Here is a 707-nt window from a genome sequence, read left to right on the forward strand (position 1 = left end):
TATATCCCTTATATATTCCTGTTATTTCTGCGACCTTCTCCGTCATATGCCGCTGTTTGCCTTGAAAAACCACGAAGCGTGTCTCTCCTTTTACTTCCGCAATCTACTGATATACATATAAAAATATTATATCATATCTCATATACGTCTGCTGTTTCGGGCAACAAAAAACCTGCGGTAAGTACCGCAGGTTCCGTTGTTTAAAATGTATGCATCAATCGTCCCAAGACAAGGGTCAAGATGGCGAAAATGACGGAAAAGAAAATGGTCATTTTCGAAAGCAAGGCATCCATACCACGTGCCCGACTGCCGAACAAATCTTCCGCACCGCCGCCGAAGCCTGCACCCATTCCCTGAGTCTTGCTCTTTTGTGCTACGACAACACCGATTAAAATTAACGATACTATAGTTACGAGAACTTCCAAAAAGTTAATCACCGTACTCCTCCTTATACTCATGCTAACGCAACTATTGTACACTCTTTTCGACTATCTATCAATAGAATTTCTACCGTCACGAGCATGCACATATTCCTCCAGCTTATGCTTAATGCGCTGTAAGGCGTTATCGACGGACTTTACGGGACGATTGAGGCTCTCAGCCGTTTCATTGTACGATTTTCCTTCCAAATAGGCCAACAGAACTTGCCATTCCAAATCGCTGAGTACCTCGTTCATACGCAGTTCCATGTCTTTGTACGCTTCTTC

The 707-nt window shown here is 43.3% G+C and carries 2 protein-coding genes; both read right to left on the reverse strand.

Translation table 11 applies throughout. The features are described 5' to 3' along the window. Positions 1-200 precede the first annotated feature (200 nt). The gene (gene secG, locus PGX78_RS08965) at positions 201-437 is read right to left on the reverse strand and encodes a preprotein translocase subunit SecG (protein WP_040773840.1); all 237 of its coding nucleotides are present in this window, start codon (positions 435-437) and stop codon (positions 201-203) included. 51 nt (positions 438-488) lie between these two features. Beyond that, positions 489-707, reverse strand: a 219-nt coding sequence (locus tag PGX78_RS08970) for a sigma factor-like helix-turn-helix DNA-binding protein (RefSeq protein WP_270446621.1), incomplete at its 5' end; no start/stop codon positions are given.

The organism is Megasphaera sp. AF13-6AC (assembly GCF_027685385.1).
In the GTDB taxonomy this organism is placed as follows: Bacteria; Bacillota; Negativicutes; order Veillonellales; family Megasphaeraceae; genus Megasphaera; species Megasphaera micronuciformis.